Source organism: Microcoleus sp. Z1_B2 (assembly GCF_036700325.1).
Taxonomy (GTDB): Bacteria; Cyanobacteriota; Cyanobacteriia; order Cyanobacteriales; family Microcoleaceae; genus Microcoleus.
In genome coordinates this window covers 111,282-129,072 of record NZ_JAUBOQ010000001.1, presented here as the reverse complement: position 1 = coordinate 129,072, position 17,791 = coordinate 111,282, and the positions used below count along the sequence as shown (strand labels likewise).

General features: G+C 46.0%; 13 protein-coding genes and 1 pseudogene. 4 read left to right on the top strand and 10 right to left on the bottom strand.

All coding sequences use genetic code 11. The annotated features are described in order from the left end of the window. The 6 genes from QT984_RS00490 to QT984_RS00465 all read right to left on the bottom strand — a co-directional run. Positions 1–3,644, bottom strand: a 3,644-nt coding sequence (locus QT984_RS00490; protein ID WP_333372843.1) for a DUF4347 domain-containing protein, incomplete at its 3' end; no start/stop codon positions are given. 197 nt (positions 3,645–3,841) lie between these two features. Beyond that, positions 3,842–4,081 carry a hypothetical protein gene (locus QT984_RS00485; protein WP_333372741.1) on the bottom strand — a complete coding sequence of 80 codons (240 nt, stop codon included), beginning with the start codon at positions 4,079–4,081 and terminating at the stop codon, positions 3,842–3,844. A gap of 9 nt (positions 4,082–4,090) precedes the next feature. Next, a complete protein-coding gene (locus tag QT984_RS00480) occupies positions 4,091–4,654 on the bottom strand; it encodes a sulfotransferase (RefSeq protein WP_333372738.1) in 564 nt (187 codons plus the stop codon). A gap of 411 nt (positions 4,655–5,065) precedes the next feature. Continuing rightward, positions 5,066–5,965 (bottom strand): ABC transporter ATP-binding protein, encoded by a 900-nt coding sequence (locus QT984_RS00475; protein WP_333239505.1) that lies wholly within the window; start codon positions 5,963–5,965, stop codon positions 5,066–5,068. 128 nt (positions 5,966–6,093) lie between these two features. Further along, positions 6,094–6,867, bottom strand: coding sequence for an ABC transporter permease (locus QT984_RS00470; protein WP_333055667.1), 774 nt, complete (start codon positions 6,865–6,867; stop codon positions 6,094–6,096). Positions 6,868–7,450: 583 nt separating this feature from the next. Next, positions 7,451–8,494, bottom strand: coding sequence for a hypothetical protein (locus tag QT984_RS00465; RefSeq protein WP_333055666.1), 1,044 nt, complete (start codon positions 8,492–8,494; stop codon positions 7,451–7,453). Between the two features lie 392 nt (positions 8,495–8,886). On the opposite strand from QT984_RS00465, the gene QT984_RS00460 reads away from it, so the two are divergent. Further along, positions 8,887–9,144, top strand: coding sequence for a hypothetical protein (locus tag QT984_RS00460; protein WP_333207891.1), 258 nt, complete (start codon positions 8,887–8,889; stop codon positions 9,142–9,144). A gap of 38 nt (positions 9,145–9,182) precedes the next feature. On the opposite strand, the gene QT984_RS00455 is transcribed toward QT984_RS00460, so the two are convergent. The 3 genes from QT984_RS00455 to QT984_RS00445 all read right to left on the bottom strand — a co-directional run bounded on the left by QT984_RS00455 (position 9,183) and on the right by QT984_RS00445 (position 11,787). Further along, positions 9,183–9,884, bottom strand: a complete 702-nt coding sequence (locus QT984_RS00455; RefSeq protein WP_333055665.1) for a hypothetical protein — start codon at positions 9,882–9,884, stop codon at positions 9,183–9,185. Between the two features lie 309 nt (positions 9,885–10,193). Then, positions 10,194–11,219 carry an ABC transporter permease gene (locus QT984_RS00450; protein ID WP_333055664.1) on the bottom strand — a complete coding sequence of 342 codons (1,026 nt, stop codon included), beginning with the start codon at positions 11,217–11,219 and terminating at the stop codon, positions 10,194–10,196. Positions 11,220–11,442: 223 nt separating this feature from the next. Continuing rightward, positions 11,443–11,787, bottom strand: a complete 345-nt coding sequence (locus QT984_RS00445) for a hypothetical protein (protein ID WP_333055663.1) — start codon at positions 11,785–11,787, stop codon at positions 11,443–11,445. 316 nt (positions 11,788–12,103) lie between these two features. On the opposite strand from QT984_RS00445, the gene QT984_RS00440 reads away from it, so the two are divergent. Together QT984_RS00440 and QT984_RS00435 are read left to right on the top strand one after the other, a co-directional pair. Then, a complete protein-coding gene (locus tag QT984_RS00440; protein WP_333207888.1) occupies positions 12,104–12,241 on the top strand; it encodes a hypothetical protein in 138 nt (45 codons plus the stop codon). 298 nt (positions 12,242–12,539) lie between these two features. Further along, positions 12,540–15,953: a PAS domain S-box protein gene (locus tag QT984_RS00435; protein ID WP_333207886.1), complete on the top strand. Its 3,414-nt coding sequence runs from the start codon at positions 12,540–12,542 to the stop codon at positions 15,951–15,953. Positions 15,954–16,113: 160 nt separating this feature from the next. Here QT984_RS00435 and QT984_RS00430 read toward each other — a convergent pair whose 3' ends face one another. Beyond that, positions 16,114–17,391, bottom strand: a complete 1,278-nt coding sequence (locus QT984_RS00430) for a tetratricopeptide repeat protein (protein ID WP_333055661.1) — start codon at positions 17,389–17,391, stop codon at positions 16,114–16,116. 82 nt (positions 17,392–17,473) lie between these two features. Between QT984_RS00430 and QT984_RS00425 the strand changes: the two are divergent. Further along, positions 17,474–17,659: pseudogene (locus QT984_RS00425) on the top strand (ATP-binding protein); the annotation flags it as partial. Positions 17,660–17,791: the final 132 nt, after the last annotated feature.

Genomic DNA, 17,791 nt, shown 5'->3' with positions numbered 1-17,791 from the left:
GTTAATGGAAGGGTGACATCTGCTGTAGGTTGACTATTCAAAACTACTGTAAATGTAGCCTTACCTCCGGCTTCTGTGGTTGTTAAACCGCTGGTAGGATTAACAGTGATGCCTTTGCTGTCATTATCACTATTAGTAACTGCCACATCGGTAGCATCAACACCACTGTAATTAGCATCGGTACTGGTAGCAGCCCCCGTCACAATGTTGTAGGCAATATTCCCATCAACTATGCTATCCTCTATTCCGGTAACTGTGACTGTTTGGGAAGTATTCCAGTTAGCTGCGGTGAAAGTTAAACTGGGTTTGTCTACAGTACCTTCGGCGGTGTTACTGCTAGTTAATGGAAGGGTGACATCTGCTGTAGGTTGACTATTCAAAACTACTGTAAATGTAGCCTTACCTCCGGCTTCTGTTGTGGTTAATCCTGTGGTGGGTGTAACAGTGATGCCTTTGGTATCATTGTCAGCAATCGTCACACTTTGGTTAGTGGTAGTTCCTAATGCGATTCCTGTTGATGGGTTGCTAATTGTTAAAGTAGCTGTTTCTGTAGCTTCGACAAGAAAATCATCATTAACTGTAACAGTTACTTGCCCCGTCTTACTTCCATCTGGGATAGTTATTTGAGTGGGAATAGCAGTAAAATCAGCAGCGCTAGCAGTACCAGTTAATCCTAAATTAAGTGTTTGAGCGCCGACGACGTTACCTTCGGCAGTAGCGGTAAAGGTAATAGCTGTTGTCCCGGCTTCGCTGGCAGTAGTTGCGCTGGCAGTGAGGTTAACTTTCGGGGCAGGAATGGCGATATTAAAAGTAGCTGTGTCCGAAAGATTAACACCAGTATTCGCGGTACCGCCGTTATCTTGTAGTTGCACGCTAACGGTGGCAGTACCGGGTTTGCCACTGGGAGTGTAGGTCAACGTGCCATCAGTTGCTACACTGGGTTGAGCGGTAAATAAGCTATTGTCGTTGTTAGTAACGGTGTAGTTGCTAACTGTTTGAGTTGATTCATCGGCTGGGCCGAAGATAACAGTATTTGCCCAGTTGCTAACTGTTTGAATTGTGTTTGTCCAAGCTGTTAATATCGGGTTGCCAGCGTTACTGAAACTGGGTTTGTCGTTGACAGAGTTAACAGTAATAGTAAAGGTTTTAGTCGTGGAAGTATCCACACCGGCGTTAGCAGTGCCGCCGTTATCTTGCACCACAACATCAAAGGTGGAAGTGCCGAAGGCATTGGCGGCGGGGGTGTAAGTGAGGTTGCCGTTTGCGTCTATTGCGGGTGCTGTGGCAAATAAGCCAGGAGTGCCAATGTTACTAACAGCATAAGTGGCAGTTTGGGCGGATTCGTTGGCGGGGCCGGGGCTGAAGGTTGCCCAACCCGTTACTATTTGCGCCCCAGCATCTTCATTAACGGTGGGGTTGGTGGCGGTGAAGCTGGGAATGTCGTTGACTGCGGTAACGGTGATGGCTGCGGTGTTGGTGGCTGTGCTGATACCAACGTTGATGCTGGTATTGGCGGTGGCACCATCAGTACCGACGACTTGATCCCAAGCACGGAAGGTGAGGGCGTTGGTGATAGTGCCGTTGTAGTTGGCGGTTGTTGGTTGAAAGTAGATACGGGTGTTGGCATCTGCTGCCAGTAAGCGGGCGTTGGTATTGGTTACTGCACCCAAGGCGTTCCAGGTTATTCCGCCATCTGTGGTGTAAAACCAACTGCCGTTAGTCGTGTCGGTGGCAGTGAGGGCGATGCCCGTCAATGCCCCAGTGTCGGGATCGGTGATGTTTGTACCGATCGCCACAAGGCTGGAAATTAGGGTACCGACAGCACCCACCGGCGCGGGTGCCTCTTCTAGGACAGAATTGAGGGTAACAGGGGTATTGTTAGGGACGGGTGCAGTGTTGATGCTGCCGTAGATATCGTTGTTATTTGGGGTGGTGTTTGCGTTATTAGCAGCAGTATTGCCCGTGGTGCGGAGATAACCAACAACACTGACAGTGGGAGGAGTTGTTGGCATTCCCTGAGTGTTGCCTTGGGTGGTTTGTGCGGTTTGGGCTGCTGCATCCAGCACAAAAATCGCGCCTGCCAGGGCTTGGCCATTATTCGCTCCCGTGCCGCCTGTCGTGGTGTTGTTGTTGAAGGTTGTGTTTTGTAGTGTTAAACTGCCTTCCCTGACAAAAATCGCGCCACCCAATCCGGCACCGCCACCACCAGGCAGATAGGCGGAATAGCCTGTAGTCCCGCCACCTGCGCCACCGCCAAAGCCACCTGCGCCTGGGTTGTTAGTGTTAACACTCACACCGCCACCACCGCCAAAGCCACCTCTGCCACCGAAGTTAGCAGCAGCACCGCCGCCGCCACCAAAGCCACCCCAACCACCATTCAAAGAGGCTTGGTCGCCAGCAGAACCGCCGCCGCCACCGAATGCACCGTTGCCTCCGTTGGTAGTATTAAAACCGCCGCCACCACCGCCACCACCAGTACCATTACCGCCAACCGTTGCGATCCCGCCAGCACCCCCAGCACCGCCGAAAGCCCCGCCAGAACCACCACTTCCACCGTTGAAGGAGCCGGTAAAGTTACTATTGCCGTTGCCGCCAAACCCGCCGCCGCCGTTGCCGCCAAAAGCGCCTATCGCCCCAATACCGCTGTTACCGCCAAGACCGCCACCGCCGGCTAAGAATCTATTATTATTGGCGCTACTCCCGCCGATCGCCTGGTTACTGGTAAAAGTCACATTATCAATTGTCACACTGCCGTTATAGATAAATAACGCGCCACCCATGCCAGCCGCGCCGCCACCACCGCCGCTATCAATCCCGCTGCCATTTCCGCCTTGTGTCCTTCCTCCGGTAATGCTCATGTTGGAGAAACTGACGGTTCCAGACCGGATAAAGAAAGGTCGAACATCACCAGTGTCATTAATGCCGTTGTTATTGACATCGCCACTGACGGTGAAACCGCCACCAATAAACCCGATATTACTGTTAATTAGCTGATTCGGAGTCCCCGTCATCCTAACATTGGTGGTGAGGGTAATAGTGTCATCTACCCCCACCGAATTATTCGCCTGCAAAATAGCCCAACTCAGGGTATTTGCTGTCCCGCCTGTCCCATCATCGGTTGCCACCGTGACATTATAATTGAGCAACACACCGTCATAAGCTTTCATCGCCTCCCCATTAAAGGGTATTGCTGCTTCTATCTTGCCCGTTGCTGTTTCTAATTTCCAGTCGCCACCTTTAGCATCTGAACCCGTCAAGTTGTCAGAAGCTGCAATATCGGCGCCTGTTATTTCACTCAATCGTTTGACAAAATTCTTGCCAGTTTCTCCGGTGGCTACGTCGCATCCATATAATAGGATATCTCCCTTTTCAGTTAGGGCCTTTCCCCACTGTTTTAGCTGAGTATTAAAATTTTCTATATTATTCCCATTCAGTACATCTGTACCTAGTTTTAAACTGCCTTCGCTACCATGATAAACTATATGAAATGCTTCAATATCTTTTTGATTAGCTAAGGCATTAGTAATTTGTTCGATGCCGCTATATGTGTTATCTAAAACTACAATGTTGGCGACATCAGCGTTATCAATTAGGTTTTGATAGTCTTGTACTGAGGAGTCTACAAAAATTATTGGTTTGTTCATGGTAGATGACTTATTGAGTTTTACTTGGTGTTGTCAAGGTTACAGTCACAGTCAAGGTTTGCCGGTTTATTTAGCTGTCGCTACAATCGCACTAAGCTGTGTTGCAAGATTGCCTATGGTATTAGAGAGGGAGAAGGGGAGAAGAGGAGAGAGGGAGAGGATTTGACGATTTTTGATCGGGACTCGAAATATACAATTTAAATGCACAACAGCTTAGCACGACTATTTGTTGAATCTGTCCAAAAAGATAAGCCATCAAATCGCTCAAACAAGTCGGGGGGCAAAATCGTTGTTCTCGGTTTAAACTCGACTTTGGCACGCACTTGATGTAACCCTGTTGTTTTCAATTTATTATCAAATTCTGGCTCTTGATATTCAACATTCTCGAAATCATGCTCGAAAGGTTCCTCGCCCAGAAATTGATAAATCAGCGACATTTTTTTAGCCTACTTTATTGTTAAGAGGTCGTAATATCCCAGTAGAATAGATGCACTCTGTTCGCTATAAAATGCTTCTTTAAGAGCGTTATAAGCATAACCAACTAAACGCGAACCTTCACTTAATGCCTCGGTACGGCTGTATACTGTAGCCCGTTCCGCTGGATTATTAAATAACCTGGAAACATCAAAGGCGTTGCGCCGAATTAGTAGCTCAATGCTATCCATAATCCACGAGATATTTCTGACGCAGCAGATAACTTTAGCTTCAGGAAATAATTCCAGAATTAATGGCAATTTGCTACACCACAGGCGATTGGTGTCAAAGATGATTTCTTTGTCAGCTTGCGGGTGATAGTAGGCAGAAAAAATGCTGAGAATCAGTGCCCGTTTTTGTTCAGGAGAAATGAACACAGAAAACTCATTGTCTTCGCTCATGGCTTCCAACATACGCTCTACTAAACCCCCGACTCGGCTAGTCATAGCTGCGTGAAACCGGGGATTTTGCCGCCACAAAGCAGCCAGCAAGGTAGAACCTGAGCGTGGTAGTCCTGATATAAAGTGGGCTTTCACTGATATCCCGTGGGAATAGACTTTTACCATTTAGCTAAACAAACTCTACCATACTAAAGGTAGATTTTCTCTTAAATATTTTTATTTAACATTTCGCAACATAACTGTTGTGGTTTACGATATCTTTACCATCTAGACAGAGTGGGTTCACTTTGCCTATCTGTATCATTGCTTCCGGCCTCTCTCTGGCTCTGTAAAGTCGGAAAAGTCGGATCTTTTCCATGAGGAAATAATTTAGACCTCCTTCAGAGGCTGTGGGTATAAGGGTATATTTTTTAAGAGAATTTTATTTGCCCTGTTTGCCAGACAGCATTAAGGTTGACGATATCTTGAGAATCTAGACATCGCCCTTGTTAATTACTTTGGAACTTTAACCGCAGATGGTGGCGGATGTACGCGGATGGACGCAGATTAGGATACAGTTTGTTTAGTTACTTCTACATAAATATGTTCTAACCGCACTGGATAACGAGCGATTGAATCAATAGAAATCCCGTCGAACAGCAAAATAATTTCTTTTAATTCTAAACGTTCCGGCAGCCAAAAAGCCAAATCGCTACCGTAGCGGCGGGGAATGAAACTGTATTGTTTAGCGCGGGCGATGACTTCAGCTTCTTCGTCGGTTTTTACCACGATAATTTCTTGAGCCGGAATCAGTTTTTGCAACTCTTCTAAACTGCCCTCAGCTACAATACTGCCATTCTTTAAAATTCCAATTCTCTGACACAGCCGCTCAGCTTCATCCAACAAGTGAGTTGTCAGCAAAATTGTAATTCCTTCCGATTGCAAGCGCTGAATTAACTCCCAAATTTCATAGCGAGCCTCAATATCTAAACCCGTTGTCGGTTCATCTAAAATTACTAATTTAGGCTGGTGTACCAAAGCCACTGCAATATTCAAACGTCGCTGCATTCCTCCGCTCAAAGTTTCCACCGGGCTTGTAGCTCTATCTGTCAAATTTACTGCTTTCAAACAGTGTCTTACTTGATAGCGCCGCTGTTTGCGCTCTAAGCCGTAAATTTGAGCAAAAAAATTGAGGTTTTCTTCGCAGCTAAGGCTTTTGTAAAGCAAATTTTCTTGGGGCGCTACACCGATTAAGGATTTTGTAGCTTCGGAAACAGGCTCGCCATTGATGGAAACTTTGCCGCTGTCGGCATTTAGCAAATTGCATAAAATATTGATAGTTGTAGTTTTGCCCGCCCCGTTTGGCCCGAGCAAACCGTAAATTTCTCCAGCTTGAATGTGCAGTGTTAAATCTTTAAGCACTGAGCGCTCGCCGTAAGACTTATTTAGCTTTTCTATTTGCAGCACTGCTTTAATTCTCCGTATTATTTTATATATTTACGATTTTTTCGGAATTATTTAACCGCAGAGAGCGCAGAGGGCGCAGAGGAAGAGAAGAGAGAGATGAATAATTACGACATAATAATGAGATAGTTTTAAAGTCTTCTTTCTACTCTCAGCATCCTGCGGTAAGAAAGCCATCCACCTGCAATCATGGCAATAGAAAATATGAATAAATACCAAAAGTGTTCTGCAATATCAGCCAAATCTTTGCCGTCAGCCCACACGCCCATCAGCGCTTCGTTCATGTGATAAATTGGATTATACTGGGCGAGATCCAGCAGACTTTTGGGAAAGAGCGAAGTCGGTAAGAATGCGCCTCCTAAAATCAATAAAGGAACGCCGAAAGCGGCTACTAGGGAGTTGACATCTTCAGTGCGCCTCGCAAACTGGGTGCCGAGAATAAAGCCTACACCTACATAAGATACAATACTGAGCAGAATAATCGCACATCCTAACAGAATAGAGCCTTGAAATTGTGCTCCTAAAAAAGAGGCGATCGTATATACTAAAATTACCTGACCGATGCCGATGCAACTGTGAGCCAGGAAAATCCCTAAAAAGTAGGAAGTGCCGCTCAGCGGGGAAATAAACAAGCGTTTGAGGGTATGCTGTTCTCGCTCTGCTACTACTGTTGCTACGCTACCGCCGAGACAGCTAAAAAATAAAGCCGCTCCTACTAAGCTTGCAGGTGCAGCAGTTTCAAAGGCTTTTGCTGTGGTGAGATTAGCGCGTTCTTTTAAAATCAAAGCGTTAATTAGCAAGATAGAAACTGGAAAAATACTCCACAATACTAAGCTGCGTCGCCGCCTCCCCAATTCAATTAAAATCCGCTGTGCTACTGCGAGGGTTTCGTACCAGTATTTCATTTTAAATTTGTTAGCATTGTCATGGTTTGTAATCAAAAATTAAAGTTAATAGTTTATGATACAGTCATTACATAAGCTTGTCAAATAACTGTTCAAAATGTACACCATTGAATTAACATCAGGCAAGGTCGGAGATGGCAATGCCCAAGGCGTGTCAACTTAAACTTTTCCTCCGCAAGTCCTCCCGCTCACCCGGCAGTCCGCCAGGGAATGAATTCCCTGTCTAATAGCTAAAGTCCTCTGAAAGAGGACTGAAGAACTCATTAGTCCTATGCAAGAGGACTTTAGTTTTGAGGCAGGGGTTTCAACAATAGCCGGACTATTTGTTGTACGTTAAGTTGACGCCAATGGGCAATGCCGTTTCCCTAGCCCCAAAATAATCGTCCTGGTGACGATGTAAGCATCGCCCGATTAATTGTAGGGAAACGGCACTGCCGTGTCCTGATTTCGGCTAAGGGGTAAAATCAACCGCATTAGATGATGAAATTACCCTTGCGAGTGGTCTGTTGATACAACCCATCGACAACATGGCTATTGAGGAGACGGCAGTGCCGTTTCCCTACCCCAAAATAATCAATAATTATTACTTAATCGTAAAGTTCTTACCTCTGTAGCATCCTTGAAAAGAAGTTAAACTGGTGCTGTTTCTCTGTTCCAATTTAGTCACGAGGGAAGAAGTATTGCTACTTTCAGCGGTAGCGCCCCACTTGTAGATAAAGTCGCCGAGATTGTTTCCGGTTTCTTCGTAGCTGTGCTCTTCTACCGGAATTCCAGAAACTCCTGAAACAGTTTGGTTGTGGTATCCGTTAACGATGATTTTTTCGATAACTGCGCCCGGTTCTGCGGTAATGTTCCACTGCACCGGTTCATAAGCTGAAAGTGCGAGAATTATGGGCTTGTTTCGACGTTCTACTTTGACTTCGATCGCCCTTTTAGACAAATCTCGGTTCTTGTGATCCGCATTGGCTTCGTAAACGCCTATTAAATGAAGTTCTTTGTTTCCGCTTGACGAACCGATATAAGCTGAAAAATCGTCGGAACCTCCAAGCCCGCAGTTGGCGCCAGAACTAATTGGGGAAACAAAAGCTGTTTTTTCGGCTAGTTTCTGCTGCACTGCCGGTACTACCCACAATCCGGTTCCGATGCCTAAAGCACCTATCAAAGCGGCGGCGATACCGAAAGGCAGGGCATTTGTCAGGTTGCGAACAACTGGTTTGGCTGTTAGTTGAGATAGCGTTTGCTGCCAAGTTTCACCAGTTTGTCGATCGGCATTCCCGCCATCGAGACAGGCCAATAAACCTAAACTTTCCGGCTGTTCGAGCAGACTTTGAACAGTTTTCCCTTCGCCGACGTAGAGATTTCTAGTTTCGGTGTCTAAAAGCAGCCAGTAGCGATCGCCCTCGCTGAGGTTGTACTCTTGTAGGGCAGGATCGACTAAATCGTGCTGCAAAAACACCAGCCAAGCCATATTATTGCCAGTGCCGACTGTTTTGCCGTCGCTGGATATAAGTTGGTCGATGTCGGGCTCCCAGCGCCAAGCTACCCAGCGACTATCTCCTCGATAGCCGAGGGATTTTTCTAGTTGCGGATGAGCGGTTATTTCTAAGCGTTGAACTAAGTTTGACACTAGATTTCCTCCTCAAGTGCGTTAGCGAATCCCGCCCCTACGGGGGCTACGCCAACGCAGAGGATCGGGTCTAGAGCAATTTTGTTCCAATTTATTAAAACAAATATTTTGCTCATGAAGAGCCTCCGAATAATCGGGTTAATTTTGTCTTGCTAATGTTATCAGCCGGCACTTTCCCAACCACACAGGCTTAACAAAAATATGCCTGTTGAATGGTTTAGCTTGAGAACTTGGAGCTGGGGAGCACCCGCCTGGTAATAATTTTAACCTTTGCTGATAACTAATCCTGTTACGGATTAAAGCTAGCTATCTATCACTGCTTCTACCTGGTTGTCCAGTTTTAAAAGAGTGCTTAGCCGATAGCGTCTACAAGTTCTTAGCTTAACTTTTATTTGGCTACTCTGCTACAAAATATGCCGATCGCACCTAACATCAATATTATGCAGGCAAATAAATATTCCGGCTTTCTCGTGGCTGAAATATCCCTGAAAAAGAGAACGTTTCCGAGAAACCCGGTTTCTGTGATGAAAGTTCTGACCGAAAGCATTCAGGATACCCGCCACGTGATTCATCCGTCCAGAAATAAAAAACCTGTATCCGATGAAACTTGCCGAACGTATTTATCTCGCGCAAGTCAATCAAAAATCTAAAATCAAAAATCAAAAATCGATTGACACTTCGCCTATTACTAGCGGGGGCCATCAATCGCATCTCTAGTCGGCGCAACACCTCCAGGGCCAAAGGAACTCGGCGGCACTCTCGGAAGATTGAGATTGCGATTGGGAACTAAATCGCTGTTGCTGTCGCCAGCATTTCCACCCGTGGGAGACGCACTATTATTGGGGCTGGTACTCGGTGAACTTCCCGGATTGAGATTATTGGGATTGGTATTCGGCGAAGTTCCCAGATTGGGATTATTGGGAGTGGTACTCGGTGAACTTCCCGGATTGAGATTATTGGGATTGGTGGTTGGCGAAGTTCCCGGAGTCAGATTATTGGGAGTACCTGCGGGCGAAGTTCCCGGATTGACATTGTTGGGATTGTTGGGATTTGCCGTGCCAGTAGGAGTAGTTATCGGGGTGCCGACAGCATCTCTGGTGATGGCGTTGGGGTTCGGGGGAGGAGGCGGAGTGCTTGCATTGGGGTTATTTGCAGGAGCATTGCCCGCAACCGGATTCGTGTTTTGGGGAGCAGCGTTACTGCCACACAAACTGACTAAATCAAAAGTTGTGCCGCCTGGAGTTTCGATGAAGCAAACCGGCACATTTACTTGGGGGTTTGAGGCTCTGGGAAAATCGGCTGTTCCCGGCATGGGACGGCTAAAGGCAGCTTCAGCCATCAGTGGGGTCAAGGCAGCCGATAGAGCGGCGATTGTTCGCAATAATCTCATCAGCGTTTCCTCAAATGTATAATTTTATTTTCTCCAGTATTGCCCATAAATCGCCAAGTGTCGTCACTCTAAAAGCCGATCGATCTTTTTGACAACTGCTTCTTATGGGCCACCCCTGGCTGCAACATCTCGCGCCGACAGAAAGTACAGGTAGAAAAAGCCGATAAGCTAATCCGCCTTTAAATTGCCCGGTAAAATAAATTTTCACTCTTGTGGGGTGGGCATCCTGCCCGCCCTCAAAATACAATTTAAATGCACAACAGCTTAGTGCAACTGTCGCGCATCCGTTGCCCTTCTTCCTTGATATTTTTAGTAGCGAATTCGCGGGTCAACGTAAGCATTCAAAATATCAATTACAATGCTGGCAATTACAACTATTGCCGCAAAAAACACCACAATACCTTGAACAGTTGGATAATCCCGCAAGCTAATCGCTTCGTAAAGGCGATTTGCCAACCCCGGCCAAGAAAAAGTAACCTCTGTTAAAATAGCACCGCCCAACAGTGCAGCAAAAGTCAATCCTAAGACAGTAATCACCGGAATTAGTGCATTTTTCAGAGCGTGCGCCCATAAAATCTGGAATTCGGGAATGCCTCTAGCTCTAGCTGCTTCGACATAATCTGCTTGCAAAGTTTGCTTGAGATTCACTCTGACAATCCGCTCGAAAATGCCGCTCAAAAGAATCCCCAAGGTCAAACTCGGAAGTGCCAAATAATGCAAAGATGTGAGAAACTGACCAGGGTTAGCGCTCAGGAGACTGTCAATAGTGTATAGTCCTGTGTAGCCTTCGGGGGCGGGGAATGTGACAGGAAAGCGAGTTCCCAAGGGAAACCATCCCAACTGCACTGCGAAAATCAATTGCAAAACCATACCAGCCCAAAAAGCCGGCAGCGAGTAAGTGATAATGCCAAACAAACGGCCGAGAGCATCGAAAATAGTGTTAGGGCGGGATGCTGCTAAGGAACCGATACTGATGCCGACAATTAAAGCTATGGCCATGCTACAAACTGCTAATTCGACTGTAGCGGGGAAATAGTCTCCGATAATTTGCCACACGGTTTGTCCGCGAGTGGTGATGGATGTTCCCAAGTTCAGACTGAATAAGTCTTTCATGTAGTTGAGATATTGCTGCCACAGGGGTGCGTCGAGACCGAGTTGAGCTCGCATTGCTTCTTTGGCGGCTGCGGGAGCTCGTGAGCCGAGAATGGCATCTATGGGGTCGCCCGGAGTAGCCCGCAAGAGCAAAAATACTGCTGTGGTGATTGTCCACAACATTAGCGGTGCCAGAAGCAAGCGGAGAAAAATATAAGATTGTAGGGCTTTGGAACGAGACATAATATTTGGGAATTGCCAATTGGAAATTGGAAAGAGACAGTTGAGTGGATGTTACTTACATCTTGCACTATTCTCAAGAACAGGCAAGATGCCTGTTCCACAACAGATAAATTTTATTGTGGGCCGTTGCTCAGAGCAACGGCCTGAAAGGATGATTGAGAATGGTGCAATATCTCAGTTTTAGCGAAAAAGTCGATCGACTTTTTCGCAATTGGCGATTTTCCTATTCGCCCAGCAGTGATTCAAATGCAGCTTGCAAAGACTTGATATCGCCTACTCTGGCTACTAACAAGTTTTCGCTGCCGGCATCCTGCAGCCTGTGTCTCCAATACTGGATGCTATCAGAGTTGTTCATCCAGAAACTAATCACGGTGTCTACAACTCGATCGACATCCCAGCCTTGCTGAGGAGAAACTGTCTCTACGGATGCCACAAACGCATCGAGAGTGCACTTTCGGTTTGCCAAGTATTCTACACCTGACGGCTGCTGTTGTTGCAGCAATTCCTGCTGCTGGTTAAAAAATGTTAAAGTTGGAGATACGCCCAGGATTTCAAATGTATAGTTCATGTCATCCTCCAGAAGTATTATTTTGCCCAAATGTCGATCGTCCAAAAAAGCTAAAAACGCTTTACTTTGCTGGCGTTGATGAAATGCAGATGCTTCAATTATCCTCTTTGTAGTCGATCTGGATTTTGGCGGCTTATCTTATTAATAGCAAATTTTTTAACACCAGATTGTCACAGAATTTACATTTGTCCTGGGACTGTAGAAAAAATGAAAATAAAATTTTTATTAACCGGGCGTAAGGAAGAGAATTCCCACCCGCAAAAAGTGAGCTTATTTTAGATTAAAAAGTTTAGATTAAAAAATTGAATAATTGGCAATGACTGATGACAAGCAGGATGGGGAACACGGGCCTAAAGTTGCATTTTTTACGGCGTGTGACTTTTTTATCGGGAGTCTGCAGAGCGATCGCCACATTCAGACAAGTAGTGGCATGATTAATATTACAAGTTTTTAGAGTAGCGGTGGAAACCTCAGCCCCGTTTTGAGCAGTCGGCCACTGCACTTCACTATGTGTGTACAACGTTGTAACTTATATCGAGGGTGATTTTAACTGAGATATTGTACCATTCTCGCTTAACAGACCGAAAAGCCTGTTCCACCAGAAAATTCACTCTTTGTGGAACAGGCCGGAAAGCCTGTTCATAAAAAGCTTATTGAGAATGGTGCAACATTTGAGTTTAAGCGACAAACGATACACAAACCCGGTAGGTGTCAGAATATTTATGTTATTGAAAAGTCTGAGCAGTTGTGTGATGAAAAGCTCGCCCAAGATGTCACTAAGCCTAGTCTTGTTGATACCGCTGGTGGTACAAATCTCCGTAGCAGTCGGCGTGACTGGATGGCTTTCGTTTCGCAACGGCCAGAAAGCCGTCAATGACCTTGCTACTAGGTTAAGCTTGGAAGTCGCAGCCAGAACCAAAGAAAATTTCCGCAGTTTTGGGGATGTATCTCATTTATTTCTACAAATGAATACTGCTGCGATCGCCTCTGGCAACTTAGACCCGGAAGACTTGCCCAACTTAGAGCGCTATTTGTGGAACCAGACCAAGCTGAGCGATCGAAATACAACCATTTACTATGGCGACGAACAGGGCAGATTCGTCTTGCTCAAGCGAGAAGCAGAACACTTAGTATACATCAGAGACGAATCAACCGCTCCAAACCGCGAAATTTATCGCCTCGATAGCCAAGGAAATCGCACTGAGCTAATCCAAATCGTCCCCTATGACCCCCGTACTAGACCGTGGTACAAAGCTGCCAAACAGTCAGGAAAAGCCACTTGGTCTCCCATCTACCCCTTCGCAGCCTCGCCAGTTCTGGGGATTACGCCGGTGATGCCTATTTACAATGAAACAGGAAACCTGCAGGGGGTATTGGCTATTGACTTGACTCTTTCTCAAATCAGCGATTTTCTCAAAAGCATCAAAATTAGCCCGTCAGGACAAGTTTTTGCGATCGAACGCAGCGGGAAAATAGTCGCCAGTTCCACAGACGAATTGCCTTTTGTCACCGGCCAAGACGGACAGGAACGGCTGTTGGCGACTAGGAGCAAAAATTTGCTAATTCGATCGGCTTCCACATACTTACAACAACGATTTGGTAGTTTTGAACAAATTGACAGCAAAGGACAGTTTACCTTCGATATAGACGGCAAACGTCAATTCATTACCGTTGCTCCCCTGCAAGACGGCCGCGGCCTCGATTGGCTGATTGTAGTCGCAATCCCGGAAGCAGACTTTATGGAGCAAATTAACGCCAACACTCGCACAACTATCTTATTGTGCTTTTTTGCCTTGGTACTGGCGATCGTTCTCGGAATATTTACCTCTCGCTGGGTTGTCAAACCGATTACCCGATTGTTGCAAGCTTCCAAAGCTTTAACAAAAATGTCTGAGTCATCCGACTTCACTTCCGCAGAATTAAATGGCGAAGTCGAAGTTCAAGGAATCAAAGAAATCGATCTCCTAGCTCAGTCTTTCAATCAAATGGCTAGACAATTGCGATCGTCTTTTGTTGCCCTAGAACAAACCAACTCTAGTTTAGAACAGCGAGTAGCAGAGCGGACGGCAGAACTCGAAGCCGCCGAAGCAGAATTGCGGGCTTTGTTTGCAGCCATGAGCGAATTAATTATAGTTCTCGACGCCAGCGGTCGCTATTTAAAAATCGCCCCCACAAATCTTTCTCTGCTCTACAAACCCATCGAAGAATTAGTAGGCAAAACACTCACAGAGGTGTTTCCGCAAGCTACAGCCAACAATTTTATCAACCACATCCGAACAGCTTTAGATACTCAACAAACTGTCAGTATCGAGTACAATTTAACCATTGACGACCGCGAAGTTTGTTTTGCCGCCAGCATTTCACCCCTTTCCGAAGAATCCGTCATTGTGGTAGCTCGCGACATTACCGAACAGAAGCGAGCCGAATCGGCGCGACGCCACAGGCAAAAACAATTGCTCAAACAAAATACGGTTTTGGTAGAATTGGCAAGAAATAAAGCGCTGTATCGAGGCGATTTGCAAGTAGCTTTTAGGCAAATTACCGAAGCAGCTACTCATACCCTAGATGCAGAACGAGCCGGAGCTTGGTTGTACGATGAAAGCCGCTCGAAACTGCACTGTCTCGACCAATTTAGCCGCAGCAACCCGCAGCATTCCCAAGGTGCCGAACTCGCAGCAGCAGACTATCCAGCTTATTTTAAAGCTTTGGAAGAACACCGGACGATCGCAGCCGATGACGCTCTCTCAGATGTGAGAACCAGAGAATTTGTGGAATCTTACTTTTCACAAGTGGGTACTACATCAACCTTAGATGCGCCCGTGCGGCTGGGAGGACAAACAGTCGGAGTCATCTGTATCGAACAAGTGGGAACTCCTCGCAACTGGACAGTAGAAGAACAAAATTTTGCTGCTTCCCTCGCAGATTTGGTATCATTGGCGATCGAAGCCAGCGAGCGCGATCGTACACAAAGCGCTTTGCGTCAAGCAGAACAAAAATATCGTAGCATCTTTGAAAATGCCGTCGAAGGCATTTTTCAAAGAACCCCCGAAGGCCATTTCTTGAGCGTAAATCCAGCTTTAGCCCGCATCTATGGCTACGCCACTCCCGAAGAATTGACATCAAATCTCACCAACATCAAACAGCAAGCTTACGTCAATCCTCAGCAGGGCGACAAGTTTATGCGCGTGATGGAAGAATTCGGAGAAGTTTCGGGGTTTGAGTCACAAGTTTACCGCGTTGACGGCAAGGTAATTTGGATTTCCGAAAGCGCGCGTGCAGTGTGTGACGCCAACGGCCAGGTACTCTACTATGAAGGCAGCGTCGAGGATATTAGCGATCGAAAAGTCTTTGAATCCGCCTTGCAACTCGCCCTAGAAGCAGCCGAAGCCGCTTCCACCGCAAAAAGCGCATTTTTAGCAAACATGAGCCACGAACTGCGAACACCTCTGAATGCCATCATCGGCTACAGCGAAATGCTCCAAGAAGAAACCGCAGAATTGGGCTACGATGAACTCACCCCAGATTTAGACAAAATTCGCACTTCCGGCCGACACTTGCTATCGCTCATTAACGACATTCTCGACATTTCTAAAATCGAAGCCGGCCGCATGGATCTTTACTTAGAAACCTTCAACATCGCCGCCTTGATTGAAGAAGTAGCATCCACCGCCGCGCCGCTAATTGAAAAGAACGGCAACACTCTCAACTTGCACAAAATTACTAATATCGGCACGATGCACGGTGACATTACCAAAGTGCAGCAGATTTTATTAAATTTGCTGAGCAATGCCGCCAAATTCACTCAAAACGGTACAATTACCCTCACCGCCAGCCGAGAAAAAATCGCGGGCGACAGCAGCGAAGCAAAACAAGAAAACACTGCGGAACCTGCCACAATTTCTCAATCTTCAATTGCTAGTAAAGAATTTTTAGTTATTAATTGTACAGATACAGGAATTGGGATGACTCCAGAGCAGTTGCAGCACATTTTCCAACCCTTTACCCAAGCAGACGCTTCCACCACGCGCAAGTACGGCGGCACCGGTTTGGGACTAGCCATCAGCCAACGTTTTTGTCTAATGATGGGCGGCAATATTTCCGTAAAAAGTCAGGAGGGTGTTGGTTCTACTTTTACGATCTGGTTGCCAGTTAATCTGCAAAATTAGGATGGATGGCACACGCAGCATTCAATTTCAGAAAAAAAGAATGCTGGCGCACCTTACAAAAGAAGTTTCCCTAAAAAAAGGGGAATACAAACCAAGTAGGGAAACTAAAAGTAAACATAACCTTGTGTTTAGGTTTGATTTTTTACTTTTATCTTACTCATTACGGCTGTGTACTTGGGTTAGATTCTCCATTCACCACCCCCGTAGTATCTATCTGATCGGCGAAATCTTGTTTTCCAGTTTCAATAAACCATTTATACTGCTCAAGCGTTTCGGGACGAGCACTCTCCAAACACATTTTTCTCCAGCGGGATGCCTCTTTTGTATCTTTTTTTTCTTCCAGAACATCTTCTAGCAAGCAATAAGCCATCCCTCCACCGAGCTGTTTTCCTTCAATTGCTTGGTCAATAGCAACTGCTTGTCTGATTTCTTTTTCAGCCGCTTGATACTGTTTTTGTTTGAGCAGTATCCAGCCCAAGTTTAGATGTAGTTCATAATTGAGTTGAGCATCTTCTTTCCTCACCCGTTGTACTCCCATCCGCAGTAAAGTTTCAGCGGTAACTCTATCGTTTTTACTAATATAAACGCGACCTAAATTATTAAAGGCGCGAGCCTCCCCTAGATTTAACACTTTTTCATATTCCTTCCTCGCTAAATCTATAGCTCCTAAAGATTCGTAGATTTGTCCCAAGGCAATTGGAATCTCCCAATTATTGGGGTTTATTTTGGCCGCTTGCTCGTATTTGCCTTTGGCTTTTTCCAGTAAACCTCTTTCGTAGAGTTTTTTTCCTTCTCGATAGTTCCAGTCACCAATCCGAGGTAAAGAGTTATAGACTCCCACAGAAGCCAACAATAACATTGCGGTAATTCCCAAGGTTGCTTGACTGTGAAACTGGGGAGAAATATTGAGTTTTTGGAGCAGATTTTTAATCTTTTCTTGTCCTGTGTCCTGCAAGGTGTGGATTACCGTCAGAAGTAACCCTCCTTGTCCCAGCAGGCCAAAGGTCTCAGCGAAGCTGATTCCTCCCGTGGAAAAGAGTTGAACGAAGGTTGTCATATAGGCCCCTACCGCCGTCAATCCCGCGATTGTCAGCCCGTTGAACAACCAATCTAAGCGATTTGAGGGGGAAACTTCCTCCTCGGAAGTCGGTTCGAGGAACCACCACCAAGCTTCTGGGGAGGGGTGAAATGTAGCTCGCCATTCTGCTAATTTTGCTCCTCGGGCGATCGCATTGGCTTGTTGTTTCAGGAAGTTGTCTAATTCGAGTAGTTTAGCCAAACTTTCCACAGAAAGCTGGGTTTTCTCGCTGAGTGCTTCTTTGATGGCATCGCGAGTAACTAAAATATGGAGAATGGCTATTTCTGAGGGTTCAGACTTGGCCAATTTTAGGTGAGCGAGAGCATCCGTATATTGAGCTAAGGCAAATTCTAATTTCACGATCGGACTTGAATAATTAGTAGATTCCTGAAAAAAGTTTACCGCAAATTGCAGGTATATACTTTAAGAAAATTGTACCCCACAGTTGCAGCACATTTTCCAACCCTTTACCCAACCAGACGCTTCTACCACGCGCAAGTACGGCAGCACCGGTTTGGGACTAGCAATCAGCCAGCGTTTTTGCCTAATGATGGGTGGCAATATTTCCGTAAAAAGTCAGGAGGGTGTGGGTTCTACTTTTACCATCCGCTTACCTGTTAATCATTAACTAATATGGGTATTTTTGAGCTATACTTCTATTACCAAATCTCGTAGGGGCGGGTTCACCAACAATCTTTGGTTCACATCCAAAATATTCATAAACCCGCCCCCACCAAACCAATTAACCCTGATTGCAGAA